Below are 16313 nucleotides of genomic sequence, written 5' to 3'. Positions count from 1 at the left end.
TGCTCAAGTGTGCAGAAAGGCTTTTCTTTTGCAGAAAAAACCGGAAGATTTCTTAGAATAGTGTTAAGGCAGGTGATTGCTTTGATCAATCTTCAGGATGTTTCAAAAGTTTACAAGTCGAAACATGGAGATGTCAATGCTGTCCAAAATGTCTCGCTTTCCATTAAAAAAGGTGAGATTTTTGGAATTATAGGATATAGCGGAGCTGGTAAGAGTTCCTTAATCCGTCTGCTGAACGGCCTTGAGAAACCAACCTCAGGAACCGTGGAAGTGGCGGGAACAAAGATTAATGAAGTAAATGGACGCGGTTTAAGAAAAGCACGCCATGAGATCAGTATGATTTTCCAGCATTTCAATTTGCTTTGGTCGCGGACTGTCAGAGATAATATCATGTTTCCTTTAGAAATTGCCGGGGTGAAAAAGAGCGAGCGGATCAAGCGCGCCAATGAACTGATTAAACTGGTAGGTTTAGAAGGAAAAGAAAAATCATATCCGTCCCAGCTGAGCGGCGGTCAGAAGCAGCGTGTCGGAATTGCCAGAGCGCTTGCAAACAATCCGAAGGTTCTCCTTTGTGACGAAGCGACATCAGCATTAGATCCGCAAACGACAGATTCAATTCTGGATCTATTGTCCGATATTAATGAAAGACTCGGTTTGACGATTGTGCTGATTACGCACGAAATGCATGTCATCCGCAAAATCTGCAACAGAGTCGCCGTCATGGAAAACGGTAAGGTGGTCGAAGAAGGCGAGGTTCTCGACGTCTTCAAAAATCCAAAGGAACAAATGACAAAACGATTTGTTCAACAGGTGACAGAGCCGGAAGAAACGAAAGAAACGCTTCAGCACCTTCTTGATGATACAGCATCAGGAAAAATGGTTCAGCTCACATTTGTCGGTGAGTCAGCTGAACAGCCTCTGATTACAGAGATGATCAGAAACTTCAATGTCAGCGTCAATATTCTGCAAGGGAAAATTTCGCAGACGAAGGATGGAGCTTACGGTTCACTGTTCATCCACATTGACGGAGACGAGGAAGAAGTGCAAAACGTGATCCGGTTCATTAATGACAAACAGGTGAAAGCAGAGGTGATCACGAATGTTTGAAAAATACTTCCCGAACGTTGATTTAACTGAATTATGGAACGCGACCTATGAAACACTTTATATGACGCTGATTTCTTTACTGTTTGCTTTTGTCATCGGGGTCATCCTCGGCTTGCTGCTCTTTCTGACGAGCAAAGGAAGCCTCTGGCAGAATAAAGCGGTCAACTCTGTGATTGCTGCCGTTGTTAACATATTCAGATCGATTCCGTTCCTTATTTTAATTATTTTACTATTAGGGTTTACGAAGTTTTTAGTCGGCACGATCTTAGGGCCAAACGCCGCATTGCCGGCGCTGGTCATCGGCTCGGCACCATTTTACGCACGTCTTGTTGAAATCGCGCTGCGTGAGGTGGATAAAGGTGTGATTGAAGCCGCTAAATCAATGGGCGCGAAAACGTCTACGATCATTTTCAAAGTGCTGATTCCGGAATCAATGCCGGCTCTTATTTCTGGCATTACGGTTACAGCCATCGCTTTGATCGGCTCAACGGCAATTGCCGGAGCCATTGGTTCAGGAGGCCTTGGAAACCTTGCGTACGTAGAAGGATATCAGTCTAATAACGCTGATGTTACCTTCGTTGCGACTGTGTTTATTTTAATCATCGTATTTATTATTCAAATCATCGGTGATTTAATAACAAATATTATAGACAAACGATAAGGGAGGATTTACATTGAAAAAGCTATTTTTAGGTGCATTACTGCTTGTATTTGCAGGAGTTATGGCTGCCTGCGGTTCGAATAACGGCGCTGAATCCGGCAAGAAAGAAATTGTCGTTGCGGCAACGAAAACACCGCATGCGGAAATTTTAAAAGAAGCTGAACCATTGCTGAAAGAAAAAGGCTATACGCTGAAAGTGAAAGTGCTTAGTGATTACAAAATGTACAATAAAGCTTTAGCTGATAAAGAAGTGGACGCGAACTACTTCCAGCACATTCCTTACCTTGAGCAAGAAATGAAAGAAAACACAGATTACAAACTTGTGAATGCCGGCGCTGTTCACTTAGAGCCATTTGGTATTTACTCTAAAACATACAAATCACTGAAAGACCTTCCAGACGGTGCGACAATCATCCTGACAAACAACGTTGCTGAACAAGGCCGTATGCTTGCAATGCTTGAAAACGCTGGATTAATCACTCTTGATTCTAAAGTGGAAACCGTTGACGCAACATTGAAAGACATTAAGAAAAACCCGAAAAACCTTGAATTCAAAAAAGTAGCGCCTGAATTAACGGCAAAAGCATATGAAAACAAAGAAGGAGACGCGGCCTTCATCAATGTAAACTATGCGATCCAAAATAAATTAAATCCTAAAAAAGATGCAATTGAAGTAGAATCAACGAAAAACAACCCATATGCTAACATCGTCGCAGTGAGAAAAGGCGAAGAAGATTCTGCAAAAATCAAAGCGCTGATGGAAGTTCTTCACTCTAAAAAGATCAAAGACTTCATCGAGAAAAAATACGACGGAGCTGTGCTTCCTGTATCTGAATAAGTCTGAAACCCCGGATGAGAAATCCGGGGTTTTTTCGCGTATTTTCCTAAAAGCTGCTCATAATAAAAAGGAATGTTAAACAGATGGAGGGATTTTCTTTGAATCAAGACAGAGGAAGCATGCAGGACGCGCTAAAACAATATAAACATGGTTTAGGCACATTTGAACAAAAGATGCCGCTGATGGGAAGGAAATTTAACGAGTTTACTGAACAGTGCTTTGCCGGGAATTCTCTGACTGAAAGAGAAAAACAGCTGATCGCCCTTGGAATCGCCATCAATGCTCAGGACGAATATTGCATGATCTATCATACAAAAGGCTGTCTTGATCAGGGAGCGACAGAAGAAAACATTCTCGAAGCCGTCAGTGTGGCAGCGGCATTTGGAGGCGGCGCGGCCTTCAGTCAAGGCGTGACAGTTGTCCAGCAGTGCATTGAGGAATTCGGAAACACCACGCATTAAGAGAAGGAATATTTCGAAAAACCATTCTCATTTGTTCTGAATGGATGCTTTCGTCTCATCTGCCGCTATTTCAAGCCATATCCTTTTTGCGGCATCAAACGCAGCACTGATACAATAGATAGCAAATATATGAAGGGATTGATTCATTATTTGCAGCAGCCAGGACAGACTGAACCTCGATTATACGTCAGAAATGGAAAAAGCGATGCAGCTGTCACACGGAATTGGATACGAGGAATACGGACGCCGGCTGGAAACAAGAATGAAAGTAGAGCGGCAGAGAGAGCTTGATTATCAAAAAAGCAAGCGGATTTCTGCAGGAGCTTATTGAGAAAATCAATCTTTTAAAAAAGGGTGGGAATCCACTCTTTTTCTTTTTCAATCGCTTTAATAAAGTGCTGATCTTTGTTAAACTTGAGGAATGTGCGAGGCACGATAAAAAGTTGTATTTACTTTTCATTTGTTATAAAATTAGAATGAGAATAAAATGAGAATAATGATTATATATTTTGGAGGTATAGATATGGCTGCTTCAACATTAACGATCAAAGATCTTCACGTTGAAATCGAAGGGAAAGAGATCTTAAAGGGTGTAAACCTTGAAATAAAAGGTGGAGAATTCCACGCAGTAATGGGCCCGAACGGAACTGGTAAATCCACTTTATCAGCTGCTATTATGGGGCATCCTAAATATGAAGTAACAAAAGGCAGCATCACGCTTGACGGCAAAGATGTACTGGAGATGGAAGTGGACGAGCGTGCGCAGGCAGGCTTATTCCTTGCGATGCAGTACCCAAGTGAAATCAGCGGTGTGACAAATGCCGACTTCCTTCGCTCAGCAATCAACGCGCGCAGAGAAGAAGGCGATGAAATTTCTCTTATGAAATTCATCCGCAAAATGGACGAAAACATGGAGTTCCTTGAAATGGACCCTGAAATGGCTCAGCGCTATCTTAACGAAGGCTTCTCAGGCGGGGAGAAAAAACGCAACGAAATTCTTCAATTAATGATGATTGAACCGAAAATCGCCATCCTTGATGAAATCGACTCAGGTCTTGATATTGACGCTTTGAAAGTTGTATCTAAAGGGATCAACAGAATGCGCAGCGAAAACTTCGGCTGCCTGATGATCACTCACTATCAGCGCCTGTTAAACTACATCACTCCGGATGTTGTTCACGTTATGATGCAAGGCCGCGTTGTTAAATCCGGCGGTGCAGAGCTTGCACAGCGTCTTGAAGCAGAAGGTTATGACTGGATCAAACAAGAACTTGGCATTGAAGACGAAACTGTTGGCCAAGAAGCGTAAGCGTTAGGGGGATTAATATGACACTAGATACAAAACTATCCGTAGATCAGGAGTATCTCAAAAGCTTTTCCGAAAAGCATCAAGAACCTGCCTGGCTGAAAAACCTGCGCTTACAGGCTCTTGAACAAGCTGAGGATCTGCCGATGCCGAAGCCTGACAAAACTAAAATCACAAATTGGAACTTCACGAATTTCGCGAAGCATACAGTTGATAACGAACCGCTTTCTTCATTAGAAGATTTGACTGATGAAGCAAAAGCGCTGATCGACGTTGAAAACGAAGATAAAACATTATACGTACAGCGTGACCAGACGCCGGCATACCTTTCACTTTCTCAAGAATTGAAAGACAAAGGCGTTATCTTCACTGATATTCTGACTGCTGCTCGCGAGCACAGCGACTTGGTGGAGAAATACTTTATGAAGGACGGCGTGAAGGTTGATGAGCATAAGTTAACTGCACTTCACGCGGCTCTTGTTAACGGAGGAGCATTCCTTTATGTTCCGAAAAATGTTGAGGTGGAGACGCCGGTTCAGGCTGTTTATGTCCACGAAAGCAATGATACAGCTCTATTCAACCACGTGCTGATTGTGGCTGAAGACCACAGCTCTGTCACATATGTAGAAAACTACATCAGCACTGTAAACCCGAAAGACGCTGTCTTCAATATTATCAGTGAGGTCATCACAGGTGATAATGCCAGCGTGACATACGGTGCGGTGGATAATCTGTCAAGCGGTGTGACAACTTATGTGAACCGCCGCGGCGCTGCTCGCGGACGCGACAGCAAAATCGAATGGGCTCTCGGCCTGATGAACGACGGCGACACGATTTCCGAAAACACAACAAACCTTTACGGTGACGGCACATACGGCGATACGAAAACGGTTGTTGTCGGAAGAGGAGAGCAAACAGAAAACTTTACAACACAAATCATCCATTTCGGTAAAGCTTCTGAAGGCTATATCTTGAAGCACGGTGTAATGAAGGATTCTGCTTCTTCTATCTTTAACGGAATCGGCAAAATCGAACATGGTGCTTCTAAAGCGAATGCGGAGCAGGAATCACGTGTGCTGATGCTCAGCGAAAAAGCACGTGGAGACGCCAACCCTATTCTTTTAATTGACGAAGACGATGTAACTGCAGGACATGCGGCATCTGTCGGCCGTGTGGACCCTATTCAGCTTTACTACCTGATGAGCCGCGGTATTCCGAAAGAAGAAGCAGAACGCTTAGTCATTTACGGATTCCTTGCACCGGTAGTAAATGAACTTCCGATTGAAGGCGTTAAGAAACAATTGGTTTCTGTTATCGAAAGGAAAGTGAAGTAATGAATATCACAGATATTCGTGAACAGTTCCCGATCCTTCATCAGCAAGTGAACGGACATGATCTCGTTTATCTCGACAGCGCGGCGACTTCCCAGAAGCCGCGTGCTGTCATTGAAACACTGGATAAGTATTATAACCAATACAATTCCAATGTTCACCGGGGCGTCCATACACTTGGAACCAGAGCGACAGACGGTTATGAAGGAGCGCGTGAAAAAGTCCGCAAGTTTATTAACGCGAAGTCAATGGCTGAGATTATTTTCACAAAAGGCACGACCACATCACTGAATATGGTGGCGTTAAGCTATGCGCGCGCCAACCTGAAACCTGGTGATGAAGTGGTCATCACCTACATGGAGCATCATGCGAATATCATTCCGTGGCAGCAGGCTGTCAAAGCGACTGGCGCCACATTAAAATATATTCCGCTGCAGGAAGACGGAACGATTTCTTTAGAAGACGTCAGAGAAACGGTCACAAGCAACACAAAAATTGTTGCAGTGTCTCATGTATCTAATGTCCTCGGCACGGTCAACCCGATTAAAGACATGGCGAAAATCGCTCATGACAACGGGGCTGTCATTGTGGTGGACGGTGCACAAAGCTCGCCTCACATGAAAATTGACGTGCAGGATCTCGATTGCGACTTCTTTGCGCTTTCTTCCCACAAAATGTGCGGACCCACCGGTATTGGTGTGCTGTACGGAAAGAAAGCCCTGCTGGAAAACATGGAGCCTGCCGAATTCGGCGGTGAAATGATCGACTTTGTCGGGCTTTATGAATCAACTTGGAAAGAGCTTCCGTGGAAATTCGAAGCGGGCACACCGATTATTGCAGGAGCAATCGGTCTCGGTGCCGCCATTGATTTTCTCGAAGAAATCGGTCTTGATGAGATTTCCCGCCATGAGCACAAGCTTGCAGCTTATGCGCTTGAACGCTTCCGCCAGCTTGACGGCGTAACGGTTTACGGGCCAAAAGAGCGTGCCGGGCTTGTTACATTTAACCTTGATGATGTTCATCCGCACGATGTGGCGACTGTGCTTGATGCGGAGGGAATCGCAGTCAGAGCCGGCCACCATTGCGCGCAGCCGCTGATGAAATGGCTGGATGTAACTGCTACTGCAAGAGCAAGCTTTTATCTGTATAATACAGAGGAAGAGATTGATAAGCTTGTGGAAGCTCTTCAAAAGACAAAGGAGTATTTTACAAATGTCTTTTAATGCAAACTTAGATACATTGTACAGACAGGTGATTATGGATCATTACAAAAACCCGCGCAATAAAGGGGTTTTAAATGACAGCATCGTCGTGGATATGAACAACCCGACATGCGGCGACCGAATCAGGCTGACAATGAAGCTTGACGGAGACATCGTGGAAGATGCGAAATTTGAAGGGGAAGGCTGTTCCATTTCAATGGCATCCGCTTCGATGATGACTCAAGCGATTAAAGGGAAAGATATTGAAACTGCCCTTTCCATGTCTAAGATTTTCTCGGATATGATGCAAGGGAAAGAGTATGATGATTCTATAGATCTCGGGGATATTGAAGCCCTTCAAGGCGTTTCAAAATTCCCTGCCCGTATCAAATGTGCAACCCTGTCATGGAAAGCACTTGAAAAAGGAGTCGCAAAAGAAGAAGGCGGCAATTAAAAGGATTGGAGTGAAAATGGATGGCTAAAAAAATGCCTGATATTGGTGAATACAAGTATGGTTTTCACGACAAGGACGTTTCCATTTTCCGTTCAGAGCGCGGATTGACAAAAGAAATCGTAGAAGAAATTTCTCGCATGAAAGAAGAGCCTCAATGGATGCTTGATTTCCGCTTGAAATCACTTGAGCATTTCTACAACATGCCGATGCCTCAATGGGGCGGAGATTTAAACTCACTGAACTTTGACGAAATTACGTACTACGTAAAACCGTCTGAGCGTTCAGAGCGTTCTTGGGATGAAGTTCCTGACGAAATTAAGCAAACATTCGACAAGCTCGGTATTCCTGAAGCTGAACAAAAATACCTTGCGGGTGTTTCTGCTCAGTACGAATCTGAGGTTGTATACCACAACATGAAAGAAGATCTTGAAGCGCAAGGCATCGTCTTTAAAGACACTGACAGTGCGCTGAAAGAGAATGAAGATATTTTCCGTGAGCACTGGGCAAAAGTAATCCCGCCGACTGATAACAAGTTTGCGGCGCTTAACTCAGCTGTTTGGTCCGGCGGATCTTTCATCTACGTGCCTAAAGGCGTGAAGGTGGAAACGCCGCTTCAAGCTTACTTCCGTATCAACTCTGAAAACATGGGCCAGTTCGAACGTACACTGATTATTGTTGACGAAGAAGCAAGCGTTCATTATGTTGAAGGCTGTACTGCGCCTGTTTACACAACAAACTCACTTCACAGTGCGGTTGTTGAGATCATCGTGAAAAAAGGCGGCTACTGCCGTTATACAACGATCCAAAACTGGGCAAACAACGTTTACAACCTTGTAACGAAGCGTACGATCTGTGAAGAAAACGCAACAATGGAATGGATCGACGGCAACATCGGTTCTAAGCTGACAATGAAATATCCGGCTTGTATCCTAAAAGGCGAAGGCGCGCGCGGTATGACGCTTTCTATCGCTCTTGCAGGTAAAGGCCAGCATCAGGATGCAGGTGCGAAAATGATTCACCTTGCGCCAAACACATCATCCACAATCGTATCAAAATCGATTTCAAAACAGGGCGGAAAAGTAACATACCGCGGAATCGTCCACTTCGGACGCAAAGCGGAAGGCGCCCGCTCTAACATCGAGTGCGATACGCTTATTATGGATAACAAATCAACGTCAGACACAATTCCTTACAATGAAATCTTAAATGATAACATTTCATTGGAGCACGAAGCGAAAGTGTCTAAAGTATCTGAAGAGCAGCTCTTCTACTTGATGAGCCGCGGTATTTCTGAAGAAGAAGCGACAGAAATGATCGTAATGGGCTTCATCGAGCCATTCACAAAAGAGCTTCCAATGGAATACGCAGTAGAAATGAACCGTTTGATTAAGTTCGAAATGGAAGGGTCAATCGGTTAATTGTTTCACAAAAAAGGACGTGACTGGTTTTCAGTCGCGTCCTTTTTGTATGAAGAAGAAAAACCGCTGGCCGCAGGACCCGCGGTTCTTTACTCCTCTTCTATTTCCTGGTTGATAATTTGTTTTACAGATGATCTGCTGTTATTTTCTCTGTTCATCTCTCGCAATTGAGTATAAGCCATATCGAATTCCTCTTTTGTCATCTGCTTTGCGGCTAATGCGGAGCATAATATAGCAAAAGCAATTGGCATTGTATCAATGTGAATGTCGATATGGACCTCTGAGTTGCCGCTGTTTTTGATAGCAGATTCAGTAGTGGGTATCTCTTGTGCATGTCTGTTGATAGGAATGATATTTTCGTTCATTAGTCTTCTCCGTCTTGTGTCTGAGCCTGTGCCTGATCCTGGTCTGTGTTCACGCTGACCACGACTTTTGCATTACCGCTGTTTTGGACTTTTGCGACTGCCGCATCGCGTCTGTTTTCCTCATTTTCATGACGATTTTCGCTCATGGTATCATCCTTTCTCTATTGATAGTGACAGAATATTCGATAGGAGAGTAAAGAGATTGGACGAACTTCGCGGTTTTTCCACATTAGGGCAAAAGGTCGAAGGAAAGCATTTGATTTGGTAAAATGAATAGACATTATAATAGAAAAGGTGTTTGCATATGAAATCGTACATCATTGTCGGCGCAGGGATTCTGGGCGCGTCGACGGCTTATCATCTCGCAAAATCAGGCGCTCGTGTTACTGTCATTGACCGGAAAGAGCCGGGACAAGCGACTGATGCGGCGGCCGGGATCGTCTGTCCTTGGCTCTCACAGCGCCGTAATCAGGATTGGTATCAGCTTGCAAAGGGAGGAGCGCGGTACTATACGGATTTAATCCATCAATTGGAAGAGGACGGAGAAACAGATACGGGATACAAGCGTGTCGGTGCGATCAGCATTCATACTGATCCGGCGAAGCTCGATAAGATGGAGGAGCGGGCGTATAAGAGGCGGGAGGATGCGCCAGAGATCGGTGAGATTACCCGCTTGTCCGCGAGCGAGACGAAAAAGCTGTTTCCGATTTTGGCTGATGGCTATGAATCGGTTCATATCAGCGGGGCCGCCCGCGTGAATGGAAGAGCGCTGTGCCGGTCGCTTTTAAGCGCTGCGGAGAAACGCGGCGCAGAGATCATCAAAGGAAATGCATCCCTGCTTTTTGAAAACGGAACAGTCACCGGCGTGCGAACAGATACAAAGCAGTTTGCGGCAGACGCGGTGATTGTGGCGGCGGGGGCATGGGCCAATGAAATCATGAAGCCTCTTGGCATTCATTTTCAAGTGTCTTTTCAGAAAGCGCAGATTATGCATTTTGAAATGACAGATGCAGATACAGGATTCTGGCCGGTTGTGATGCCGCCGAGTGATCAGTACATTCTTTCGTTTGATAACGGCAGAATTGTAGCCGGCGCCACACACGAAAACGATGCCGGTCTTGATGATCTGCGTGTGACAGCCGGAGGCCAGCACGAAGTATTGAGCAAAGCGTTAGGCGTTGCACCGGGCCTTGCTGATGCCGCTGCCATTGAAACAAGAGTGGGCTTCAGGCCGTTTACACCGGGATTTCTGCCGGTCATAGGGGCTGTGCCGAATGTTCAAGGCCTGTACGCTGCTAACGGTTTGGGTGCTTCTGGCCTGACGATGGGGCCGTTCTTGGGTGCAGAGCTCGCAAAGCTAGTTCTCGGAAAGCAGACAGAATTAGACCTTAGCCCTTATGATCCAGCCGGAGCACTTGCATAATAAGTAAGAGCATGACAAACAAATAGTATAAAGCTGTTCTGGCTTTTCTTTTCTGTATGTGTTAGCATTTATCTTTAATGAAAAAGAGGACGTGAACTGATTTTGATAAAAATTGATATCCCCGCACCGAATGTCACCATCACTGAACGACAGCAGTCAGCTAATGATAACGAGCCGAAAATAAAGGCGATATACGGCTTCATCGACTTTCACCAGATCCCACGGGATAAAGGCGGCATCTTTATGTTTTATAACATTCATGACGAGCTGCTGTTTGTCGGTAAAGCCAGAAAGTTAAGACAGAGAATTAAGAAGCATTTTGAAGACAATGTCTCACCGATCAAACATCACAGAGACGAAGTATATAAAATTGAAGTATGTGTAGTCGATGATCCAATGGAAAGAGACATTTACGAAACCTATATCATCAATACACAGCAATCGAAGTACAATGTGGACAAGGCATTTTTTAAATAAGAGACGTCAGTCTGCGGATTGAACAGCGAAGCCAGAGCTTAAATGAAGTTCTGGCTTTTCATTTTGGGCATTTTTTCACTTATAGGTCTAGTCTACAATTATTGAGAAATTTCAGAAAATAACATTGACAATCCTGGCTGTGGACTTTAATATAACAATATATAATGTTATATAACGTTATATAATAAAAATGGGGAGTGAAGGATTTGAGTCAGGCCACAGCAAAAGTAAATCGTGAGGTTCAAGCTTTCTTGCAGGATTTGAAAGGGAAAACCATTGACCATGTATTCTTTGTCGCATGCGGAGGATCTTCGGCCATTATGTACCCGAGTAAATATGTGTTTGACAGAGAGTCAAAATCAATCAACTCCGACCTTTACAGTTCTAATGAATTTATTCAGCGCAACCCTGTTCAGCTTGGCGAAAAGTCTCTTGTTATTTTGTGCTCGCATTCGGGAAATACCCCGGAAACAGTCAAAGCTGCTGCGTTTGCGAGAGGCAAAGGCGCACTTACGATTGCGATGACGTATAAGCCGGAGTCTCCTTTAGCGCAGGAAGCGCAATATGTTGCCCAGTACGATTGGGGTGATGAGGCGCTTGCGATCAATACGAACTATGGCGTTCTGTATCAAATCGTTTTCGGAACCCTGCAAGTTTTAGAAAACAATACGAAATTTCAACAGGCAATTGAAGGCTTAGACCAATTACAGGCTGTGTATGAAGAAGCCCTTAATCAGGAAGCTGACAACGCAAAGCAGTTTGCAAAAGCTCATGAAAAAGAAAGCATTATTTATACAATGGCAAGCGGTGCAAACTACGGTGTCGCTTACTCCTACAGCATCTGCATTCTCATGGAAATGCAATGGATTCATTCCCACGCCATCCATGCCGGAGAATATTTTCACGGACCGTTTGAAATTATTGATGAATCCGTGCCGTTTATCATCCTGCTCGGTTTAGATGAAACAAGGCCTCTTGAAGAGCGGGCGCTTACCTTCTCGAAAAAGTATGGCAAAAAGCTCACTGTGCTTGATGCTGCATCTTACGACTTCACTGCAATTGACGATTCAGTTAAAGGCTACCTTGCTCCGCTCGTTCTCAACCGTGTGCTGAGAAGCTATGCAGACGAGCTGGCAGAGGCGAGAAATCATCCTTTATCTCATAGAAGATACATGTGGAAAGTTGAGTATTGATCTGAAAATGAGGAACCATTATGCATTAGACTATAATGTTATATAACATTATAGTCTAATGTCCAGAGGAGGCCAACCCTTTGAAGAAAATGTTGTTGTTCTTGATCATTGCAGCTGTCAGTATGTTCACCATTGCAGGCTGTTCGAGCCAAAGCAGTTCAGCGGACGGAAAGGTGACATTGAAATTTTTCCACAGATGGCCGAAGGAGCCGGAAAAAAGTTATTTTGAAGAAGTTGTGAAGGAATTTGAAAAAGAACACCCAGATATCGATATTCAAATTGAAGCCGTTTTAAATGACTCCTATAAAGATAAAATTAAGGTCATGCTGGGAACCACCAGCCCTCCTGACATTTACTTCTCTTGGAGCGATGAGTTTGCTTTTAAATTTATCAGAGGCAATAAAGCACTTGATCTCTCGTCCTACTACAAAAATGACACCGATTGGTCATCACAGCTCGTTCAATCGCAAATTACACCATTTACTTATGAAAACAAGCAATATGGCGTGCCGTGGCAAATGGACGCTAAATCATTCTTCTATAATAAAGACATTTTCCAAAAGCTGAAACTTGATCCCCCGAAGACGTGGGATGAATTAATCAAGGTGTCAAAAAAGCTGAAAGAGCATGGCTACACACCGATCAGCTTCGGAACAAAGGCGACTTGGACAATCTCGCACTATATCGGCACGCTTAATCAGCGGATGGTCGATGAAAAAACACGGGAAAAGGACTATAACGCCAAAACGGGTGAATTTACTGATGAAGGCTACGTAAAAGCCCTTGAAAAGCTTCAAGAGCTGACACCTTACTTTAATAAACATGTAAACTCCGTCGACCATGAATATGTGAGACAGCAATTTAAGAGCGGAAAGTCGGCGATGATATATGCGGAAACAGCGGAAATCAAGCTGGTTGAACCGGTTAACCTCGGGATGTTCCCATTTCCTGAAATCAGCGGGCAAAAAGGATCTTCAGAAGCATTAACGGGAGCACCGGAAGGATTCATGATTTCCTCAAGAACAAAACATCCGAAGGAAGCGATGGAGTTTTTGCAGTTCCTGACGTCGAAAAAAATGGGCGAAAAGCTCGTGAAAGATGTTGGAAAATACAGTGCGGTGCAAGGTACGGCTACTGAAGAAAATGCAACAGCCATTCAGCGTGAAGCCGTTCAGCATATTGTTGATGCCAAATCAATGGTGCCATGGTTTGATATGGATGTCGATGTTGAAGTCGCAGATGCGTACCTAACGAGCGTCCAGCAGATGCTTGGCGGCGACATGACACCGCAGCAGGTGATGAAAGCCGTTCAAAAAGCAGCAAAGCAGGCGAGGGCGTCAGCTGAATAAATCAAAGAAAAGGTGAAGCTTCGCACCTTTTCTTTTTATAAAGGAGATGAGATACCCTTGGTCAATCAAAATAAAATAATCCCCTATTTGTTTTTGGTGCCCGCTCTCGTTTTTTTACTTTTCGTTTATATCCCGATTTTTGAGAATGTCTTCCTCAGCCTGTTTCAGTGGAGCTCTTTTTCTCCGGAAAAAACGTTTATCGGCTTGAAAAACTATGTTGAATTGTTTCATGATCCTGTCTTTTATCAGGCGCTTACCAATAATGTGCTTTACGCAGTGATCTCAATTGTATGCCAGGTATTTGGCGGTTTGATTTTGGCGGCGGTGCTTGAGGATAAGCTGGTCAGAAAATGGTCGCCGTTTTTTCGTACCGTTTTCTTTTTGCCGGTTGTCATCTCCATGACGGTGATCGCGCTTTTGTTTGATTTTATTTACAATCCGGAGACAGGGCTTTTGAATCAGCTGCTTCAGGCTATCGGTCTTGATCAGCTGACGAGGGCCTGGCTCGGGGATGACAGCACAGCTATGCTTTCTGTCATTTTTGTGTCCCAGTGGCAATCTGTCGGTTATATTGCGATGCTGTACATCGTGTCGATCCAAAAAATACCGGATGAACTGTATGAAGCGGCCCGGCTTGACGGCGCGGGTAAAATTCAGCAGTTTTTTCATATTACTATTCCACAGACGAAAGAGATGTCTTTTGTAGCGGTGGTCATGACGCTGACTGGGGCCTTTACGGTATTTAATGAGCCGTACATATTGACAGGCGGCGGGCCGGGAAACGCGTCAGAAGTCCTGAGCACGTTTTTATATAAAAGTGCCTTTACAAAGGATATGATGGGCTACGCCTCAGCGATTGCCACTGTCGTGTTAATCATTACGCTCGCATTGTCGCTCATGCAAATGAAGTTCTTTAAAACCGGAAAGGAGGAGTAACAGATGCTGCCTCAGAAGAAGACAGATTCGTTCAGATTGGAGCCTGTGCCTGACCAGCACATTGAGGTCAAAAGAAAGACTAGGCGAAAATGGTACATCGGAGAAACGTCTGTGTGGTTTTTTCTGTTTCTTTATTTGATTGCGATTGCCTATCCGCTTCTATGGATGGTGATGAGCGCCTTTAAAAACTCTGACGATATTTTTGAGCACAGCTGGTCGCTGCCGTCTTCGTGGCATCCGGAAAACTTTGTGTCCGCCTGGAACCAGGGGATTTCTTCTTATTTTATGAACAGCGTCATCGTTACGGTGCTGACGTGTGTGATCACTGTCTTTATCAGTGCATGGGCGGCGTACGGCCTTTCCCGGTTTGAATTCAAAGGAAAAGGATTCTTTTTGGTGCTTTGTCTTGGCGGTTTGATGCTGACGCCGCAGGTCAGTCTTGTGCCGCTTTATTCTATTATTCAGTCGCTGGGCCTGTACAATACGTATTGGGCATTAATCCTGCCGTACGCGGCTTACCGGATCCCATTCACCATCATATTGATCCGCTCTTATTTTCTTTCTATTTCCAAAGAATTAGAGGAGGCGGCTTATTTAGATGGATGTACAAGTTTCGGAGTATTTTTCAGAATTTTCTTACCAATGAGTGTGCCGATTTTGGTGACATCCGGCATTTTGACGGCTTACCATACGTGGAATGAGTTTATGTTTGCGATTATTTTCATAGATGATGAGAATTTGCGGACCATTCCAGCTGGGCTGATGCAGTTCAGAGACGCGCTTCAGACGGATTGGGGCGTCCTGCTGGCCGGGTTAACGATTTCAGCCGCGCCGATTATTATTTTATTTTTATTGATGCAGAAGTATTTTGTCCGCGGGATTGCAAGCGGAAGTGTAAAAGGATGAAGGAGGAAGCGAAATGAAATTGATTGCGGTTGGAGATAATGTTGTCGATTACTACCAGGATCAAGAAACATTTTACCCGGGAGGAAATGCCTTAAACGTTGCTGTGCTTGCCAAGCGGCTCGGGCATGAGTCTTCTTATATCGGAATCGTCGGCAATGACGAAGCCGCGGCACATCTGTTGAACGTTCTCAAGCAGGAGCAGGTCAATGCAGATTATATCCGCCAGGCGCACGGAGAAAACGGGATGGCGATTGTCACTCTTGATGAACAGGGGGACCGTATTTTTGTCAGATCAAATAAAGGCGGCATTCAGTCTCGGCTTCGCCTCGCGTTTCAGGAGAAAGATGTATCTTTTATCAGCAGGCATGATCTGCTGCATACGAGCGTGTACAGCAGGCTTGAGAACGATCTTCCGCAGCTGTGCGGGCTTGTCCCTGTCTCATTTGATTTTTCAACCAATCGGGAGGATGATTATTTGAGGAGGGTCTGTCCTTATGTGACATATGCGTTTTTTTCAGGAAGCGATTTGAGTGAGCCGGAATGCGGCGAGCTTGCCAAAACAGCTCATGGGTACGGAGCCAAAATGGTTTGTATGACTCGAGGGGGTCAAGGTGCAATCCTGTCTGCGGGTGATCGAATCTATCATCAGCCGATTGTGGAAACTGATATAATAGATACACTTGGAGCGGGAGATTCTTTTATAGCAGGCTTTTTGACTGCCTTTTGCGTGAAGCAGGATATAATGTACGCTTTGCGCCAGGCCGCCGAAACGGCTGCGAAAACATGCGGTGTGTACGGGGCTTTCGGCTATGGCTATCCTTATCGCTTGGAGGACGGGGGAAGCAGTGAAAAAACGAGAATACTATAAGCAGTGTCTCGTTTTTTA

General features: G+C 44.7%; 19 protein-coding genes. 17 read left to right on the top strand and 2 right to left on the bottom strand.

The features are described 5' to 3' along the window. Positions 1 to 81 precede the first annotated feature (81 nt). The 10 genes from metN to sufB all read left to right on the top strand — a co-directional run bounded on the left by metN (position 82) and on the right by sufB (position 8778). Positions 82 to 1107: a methionine ABC transporter ATP-binding protein MetN gene (metN, locus tag CDO84_RS15805; protein WP_003242531.1), complete on the top strand. Its 1026-nt coding sequence runs from the start codon at positions 82 to 84 to the stop codon at positions 1105 to 1107. After that, positions 1100 to 1768 carry a methionine ABC transporter permease MetP gene (metP, locus tag CDO84_RS15800; RefSeq protein WP_003228593.1) on the top strand — a complete coding sequence of 223 codons (669 nt, stop codon included), beginning with the start codon at positions 1100 to 1102 and terminating at the stop codon, positions 1766 to 1768. The genes metN and metP overlap by 8 nt, the downstream gene beginning before the upstream one ends. Positions 1769 to 1781: 13 nt before the next feature. Further along, positions 1782 to 2606 carry a methionine ABC transporter substrate-binding lipoprotein MetQ gene (gene metQ, locus CDO84_RS15795; protein WP_040081892.1) on the top strand — a complete coding sequence of 275 codons (825 nt, stop codon included), beginning with the start codon at positions 1782 to 1784 and terminating at the stop codon, positions 2604 to 2606. 83 nt (positions 2607 to 2689) lie between these two features. Beyond that, positions 2690 to 3067, top strand: coding sequence for a carboxymuconolactone decarboxylase family protein (locus CDO84_RS15790; RefSeq protein ID WP_014477920.1), 378 nt, complete (start codon positions 2690 to 2692; stop codon positions 3065 to 3067). Between the two features lie 193 nt (positions 3068 to 3260). Beyond that, on the top strand, positions 3261 to 3398 hold the full coding sequence (locus CDO84_RS15785; protein ID WP_014665305.1) for a YuzK family famiily protein: 138 nt from the start codon (positions 3261 to 3263) through the stop codon (positions 3396 to 3398). 192 nt (positions 3399 to 3590) lie between these two features. Then, complete coding sequence (gene sufC, locus CDO84_RS15775) at positions 3591 to 4376, top strand: Fe-S cluster assembly ATPase SufC (RefSeq protein WP_003327022.1); 786 nt, start codon at positions 3591 to 3593, stop codon at positions 4374 to 4376. Positions 4377 to 4393: 17 nt separating this feature from the next. Beyond that, a complete protein-coding gene (gene sufD, locus CDO84_RS15770; RefSeq protein WP_014665303.1) occupies positions 4394 to 5707 on the top strand; it encodes a Fe-S cluster assembly protein SufD in 1314 nt (437 codons plus the stop codon). Further along, positions 5707 to 6927 (top strand): cysteine desulfurase SufS, encoded by a 1221-nt coding sequence (gene sufS, locus CDO84_RS15765; RefSeq protein ID WP_040081893.1) that lies wholly within the window; start codon positions 5707 to 5709, stop codon positions 6925 to 6927. The genes sufD and sufS overlap by 1 nt, the downstream gene beginning before the upstream one ends. Beyond that, positions 6917 to 7360, top strand: coding sequence for a Fe-S cluster assembly sulfur transfer protein SufU (gene sufU, locus CDO84_RS15760; RefSeq protein WP_003222809.1), 444 nt, complete (start codon positions 6917 to 6919; stop codon positions 7358 to 7360). The genes sufS and sufU overlap by 11 nt, the downstream gene beginning before the upstream one ends. Positions 7361 to 7380: 20 nt before the next feature. Further along, positions 7381 to 8778: a Fe-S cluster assembly protein SufB gene (gene sufB / locus CDO84_RS15755; protein ID WP_003240854.1), complete on the top strand. Its 1398-nt coding sequence runs from the start codon at positions 7381 to 7383 to the stop codon at positions 8776 to 8778. A gap of 89 nt (positions 8779 to 8867) precedes the next feature. On the opposite strand, the gene CDO84_RS15750 is transcribed toward sufB, so the two are convergent. Together CDO84_RS15750 and sspG are read right to left on the bottom strand one after the other, a co-directional pair. Next, positions 8868 to 9143, bottom strand: a complete 276-nt coding sequence (locus CDO84_RS15750) for a hypothetical protein (protein WP_014665301.1) — start codon at positions 9141 to 9143, stop codon at positions 8868 to 8870. Further along, positions 9143 to 9289, bottom strand: coding sequence for an acid-soluble spore protein SspG (gene sspG / locus CDO84_RS15745; protein WP_040081894.1), 147 nt, complete (start codon positions 9287 to 9289; stop codon positions 9143 to 9145). Before sspG ends, CDO84_RS15750 begins: the two co-directional genes overlap by 1 nt. Before the next feature lie 158 nt (positions 9290 to 9447). Between sspG and CDO84_RS15740 the strand changes: the two genes are divergently transcribed. From CDO84_RS15740 to frlD, 7 genes are all read left to right on the top strand, one after another. Beyond that, positions 9448 to 10566 carry an NAD(P)/FAD-dependent oxidoreductase gene (locus CDO84_RS15740; protein WP_040081895.1) on the top strand — a complete coding sequence of 373 codons (1119 nt, stop codon included), beginning with the start codon at positions 9448 to 9450 and terminating at the stop codon, positions 10564 to 10566. A 102-nt stretch (positions 10567 to 10668) separates the two neighbouring features. Further along, positions 10669 to 11043, top strand: coding sequence for a nucleotide excision repair endonuclease (locus CDO84_RS15735; protein ID WP_040081896.1), 375 nt, complete (start codon positions 10669 to 10671; stop codon positions 11041 to 11043). 206 nt (positions 11044 to 11249) lie between these two features. Further along, positions 11250 to 12236: a fructosamine deglycase FrlB gene (gene frlB, locus CDO84_RS15730; protein WP_040081897.1), complete on the top strand. Its 987-nt coding sequence runs from the start codon at positions 11250 to 11252 to the stop codon at positions 12234 to 12236. A gap of 80 nt (positions 12237 to 12316) precedes the next feature. After that, complete coding sequence (locus CDO84_RS15725; RefSeq protein WP_040081898.1) at positions 12317 to 13585, top strand: ABC transporter substrate-binding protein; 1269 nt, start codon at positions 12317 to 12319, stop codon at positions 13583 to 13585. Positions 13586 to 13642: 57 nt separating this feature from the next. After that, positions 13643 to 14521 carry a carbohydrate ABC transporter permease gene (locus CDO84_RS15720; protein WP_014665294.1) on the top strand — a complete coding sequence of 293 codons (879 nt, stop codon included), beginning with the start codon at positions 13643 to 13645 and terminating at the stop codon, positions 14519 to 14521. A gap of 3 nt (positions 14522 to 14524) precedes the next feature. Beyond that, positions 14525 to 15427, top strand: a complete 903-nt coding sequence (locus CDO84_RS15715) for a carbohydrate ABC transporter permease (RefSeq protein WP_040081899.1) — start codon at positions 14525 to 14527, stop codon at positions 15425 to 15427. A 13-nt stretch (positions 15428 to 15440) separates the two neighbouring features. After that, positions 15441 to 16295, top strand: coding sequence for a fructosamine kinase FrlD (gene frlD / locus CDO84_RS15710; RefSeq protein WP_040081901.1), 855 nt, complete (start codon positions 15441 to 15443; stop codon positions 16293 to 16295). Positions 16296 to 16313: the final 18 nt, after the last annotated feature.

It is taken from the genome of Bacillus sp. MD-5, assembly GCF_002201875.1.
GTDB lineage: Bacteria > Bacillota > Bacilli > Bacillales > Bacillaceae > Bacillus > Bacillus stercoris.
Note: the sequence above shows the minus strand (reverse complement) of the source record. Positions and strands in the feature narration are given on the sequence as shown.

Excerpts from the sequence above, each read along its gene's own strand:
- metP (WP_003228593.1), top strand. The coding sequence starts at position 1,100 with ATGTTTGAAAAATACTTCCCGAACGTTGATTTAACTGAATTATGGAAC.
- sufB (WP_003240854.1), top strand. The coding sequence starts at position 7,381 with ATGGCTAAAAAAATGCCTGATATTGGTGAATACAAGTATGGTTTTCAC.
- sspG (WP_040081894.1), bottom strand. The coding sequence starts at position 9,289 with ATGAGCGAAAATCGTCATGAAAATGAGGAAAACAGACGCGATGCGGCA.
- sufC (WP_003327022.1), top strand. The coding sequence starts at position 3,591 with ATGGCTGCTTCAACATTAACGATCAAAGATCTTCACGTTGAAATCGAA.
- CDO84_RS15785 (WP_014665305.1), top strand. The coding sequence starts at position 3,261 with ATGGAAAAAGCGATGCAGCTGTCACACGGAATTGGATACGAGGAATAC.
- CDO84_RS15750 (WP_014665301.1), bottom strand. The coding sequence starts at position 9,143 with ATGAACGAAAATATCATTCCTATCAACAGACATGCACAAGAGATACCC.
- CDO84_RS15715 (WP_040081899.1), top strand. The coding sequence starts at position 14,525 with ATGCTGCCTCAGAAGAAGACAGATTCGTTCAGATTGGAGCCTGTGCCT.
- sufD (WP_014665303.1), top strand. The coding sequence starts at position 4,394 with ATGACACTAGATACAAAACTATCCGTAGATCAGGAGTATCTCAAAAGC.
- sufU (WP_003222809.1), top strand. The coding sequence starts at position 6,917 with ATGTCTTTTAATGCAAACTTAGATACATTGTACAGACAGGTGATTATG.
- CDO84_RS15790 (WP_014477920.1), top strand. The coding sequence starts at position 2,690 with ATGGAGGGATTTTCTTTGAATCAAGACAGAGGAAGCATGCAGGACGCG.
- frlD (WP_040081901.1), top strand. The coding sequence starts at position 15,441 with ATGAAATTGATTGCGGTTGGAGATAATGTTGTCGATTACTACCAGGAT.
- sufS (WP_040081893.1), top strand. The coding sequence starts at position 5,707 with ATGAATATCACAGATATTCGTGAACAGTTCCCGATCCTTCATCAGCAA.
- CDO84_RS15740 (WP_040081895.1), top strand. The coding sequence starts at position 9,448 with ATGAAATCGTACATCATTGTCGGCGCAGGGATTCTGGGCGCGTCGACG.